Origin of the sequence: Robiginitalea sp., assembly GCF_049588695.1 — a bacterium.
In the GTDB taxonomy this organism is placed as follows: Bacteria; Bacteroidota; Bacteroidia; order Flavobacteriales; family Flavobacteriaceae; genus Robiginitalea.
In genome coordinates this window covers 1-2,538 of record NZ_JBAVZJ010000297.1, presented here as the reverse complement: position 1 = coordinate 2,538, position 2,538 = coordinate 1, and the positions used below count along the sequence as shown (strand labels likewise).

The window sequence follows — 2,538 nt, the reverse complement described above, 5'->3', positions numbered from 1 at the left end:
GATACCTCTTATGCAGACCAGCGCATTGCCGAGCTGGAAGCAGAAAAAGTCATGGCTCGTAAATTTATCCGCCAGGCCCGGGAAATGGGTAAATGTCTTTCCATCAAGGGCACTTTGGAAATTACCATAGATAACGACTGACACTTGCTTTAAACCCAGTACGCGAGATATTCCCGTATGGATTTACACCTACTCGTCGACAACCTGACGAACCCCGCCCTGCTGTTCTTTTTTCTCGGAATATTGGCGGTCCAGCTCAAAAGTGATCTGGAGATTCCGCCGAATTCCTCCAAGTTTATTTCCCTTTACCTTTTGTTCTCCATCGGATTTAAAGGCGGACAGGAATTAGCCCACAGCCCTTACGACCCCGAAATACTCTGGTCCCTTTTATTTGGTATTTTCCTGGCCCTCTTCGTCCCCCTCTATACCTATTTTATTTTGAGGCGTCGTTTTAGTGTCGCGAACTCAGGAGCCATTGCCGCAGCCTATGGTTCAGTAAGTGCGGTGACTTTTGTAACGGCTATCTCCTTTCTGGAAATCGAACAAATCAGCTACGGCGGGCATATGGTAGCCGTAATGGCTCTTATGGAAGCACCATCTATTGTTATTGGAGTCCTCCTGGTAGCCATCTTTGATAAGAAGAATGGCTTTGCCATGCCACTTCCAAAAGTGATCCGCCACGCCACTACCAATGGTAGTGTCCTGCTAATCCTGGGGAGCCTTGTGATTGGATTTCTGGCCAGCGACCACCAGGCCGAAGGGATTAAGCCCTTTACCACAGATATATTCAAAGGATTTCTGGCCGTATTCCTTCTGGATATGGGAATTACCAGCGGGGGTGAAATTTCAGCCCTGGTAAAAAAAGGTTGGTTTGCCCTGGTCTTTGCCATTGTCATCCCGCTTATTAACGGTTGTATCACAGCGGTGGTTACTGCTTCGTTTATTTCAGAGCCGGGCAACCGCTTTTTATTTGCGATCCTCGCGGCCAGCGCCTCCTATATTGCTGTGCCTGCGGCCATGCGTTTGGCGGTGCCCAAGGCCAACCCAAGTTTATATCTCCCTATGGCGCTTGCCCTGACATTTCCCTTTAACATTACCCTCGGGATGCCTATTTACCTGTATCTGATTCAAAGCTTTAGTTAAGGAATTCTTAAAAAAAGATGGCATATATGATGGATATCATATTTTAAACGGTTGAATGGCGGTAAATTGTTAGTATAAATTAGTATTAACAGCCAAAATTTAACAGCCATGAGAGTTAAAAAGAATCCCAAAGCCGATTTAAATCGCAATAGCGGGCTCTATTTTGTAATGGGCCTGGCTATCGTGCTCTTCGTAACATGGAGAGCCCTCGAGTATCGAACCTATGACAGTGTTCAGGATGAAATTGTCATGTTGGTAGACGCAGAGTCTTTGGACGAAGATGTTCCTCAGACCGAAATGATCCGTACAACACCTCCACCTCCGCCACCCGCGGCTCCCGAAGTGATTGAAGTGATCGAAGACACGGATGACGTGGAGGAAACCGTAATTGAAAGTACTGAAATAAGTCAGGACACAGAAATTGCCAGCGTAGACCTGGATGCCTCTGACATCGATGTGGACGAAGAAGAAGAGGACATTAGTGTTCCCTTCGCCGTAATTGAAGAAATACCTGTATTCCCGGGTTGTGAGGGCCTGTCCGCTGCAGACCAACGAGATTGTTTCAATCAGAAAATGATGGAACACGTACAGAAGAATTTCATGTACCCTAAAACAGCCGAGGAACTTGGAATTGAAGGCCGTGTATTTGTACAGTTTGTCATCGGACGTGATGGTAAAATTGCAAAAATAAGGACCCGTGGCCCCGATCCCTCCCTGGAGAAAGAAGCTGAACGTATTATCGCTGCTTTGCCCCAGATGATACCCGGAAGACAACGAAACAGAAATGTTAGCGTTCCCTATAGCATCCCGATTAATTTTAAATTGATGTAACTTAACGGCAAAAGCCGGATAATAAAGTGTGGTATGTAATAGGAATCGCAGTTTATATATTGATCGCAATAGCGATTGTCATTAGCCTCCTACTGAATGGAATCCGACCCTCGAAGACATTGGCTTGGCTGTTAGCCATCTTCACCATCCCAGTAGGAGGCATTTTGTTGTATTTAATGTTGGGTCGCAACCGCCGAAAGCAACAACGGTATTCCCGGAAGCCCCGTCCCCCGGAGTATAAGGTGACTACGAAATGGGATTCAAAACCCCTGAGTAAACGAGAAGACCAGATCTCCAGGCTCATCGAAGGCAATACGGGATTTCCGCTGACCTCAGACAATGAGGTTGAACTCCTGCAGGACGGATCCCAAACCTTCAGTCGAATTTTCGAAGCCCTCAAAGAAGCCCGTGAGAGTATACACGTGCAATACTACATCTTTGAAGAAGGTGAACTCGCAGATCGCTTGCTGGAGCTTTTTGCACAAAAAGAGGCCGAAGGGGTTGAAGTCAGACTCATCTACGACAGTATTGGGAGTCTATCGCTGAGCCGTGCCTATCTGAAAC

Annotated in this window: 2 protein-coding genes and 1 pseudogene; all 3 read left to right on the top strand. The window is 46.8% G+C overall.

All coding sequences use genetic code 11. The features are described from left to right. The first annotated feature begins 177 nt into the window (after positions 1 to 177). Positions 178 to 1,143, top strand: coding sequence for a sodium-dependent bicarbonate transport family permease (locus WBV75_RS07370; protein ID WP_424119986.1), 966 nt, complete (start codon positions 178 to 180; stop codon positions 1,141 to 1,143). Between the two features lie 108 nt (positions 1,144 to 1,251). Further along, complete coding sequence (locus tag WBV75_RS07365) at positions 1,252 to 1,974, top strand: energy transducer TonB (protein WP_424119985.1); 723 nt, start codon at positions 1,252 to 1,254, stop codon at positions 1,972 to 1,974. Between the two features lie 119 nt (positions 1,975 to 2,093). Continuing rightward, positions 2,094 to 2,538: pseudogene (locus WBV75_RS07360) on the top strand (cardiolipin synthase); the annotation flags it as partial.

Coding starts and splice junctions, on each gene's coding strand:
- WBV75_RS07370 (WP_424119986.1), top strand. CDS start 178: ATGGATTTACACCTACTCGTCGACAACCTGACGAACCCCGCCCTGCTG.
- WBV75_RS07365 (WP_424119985.1), top strand. CDS start 1,252: ATGAGAGTTAAAAAGAATCCCAAAGCCGATTTAAATCGCAATAGCGGG.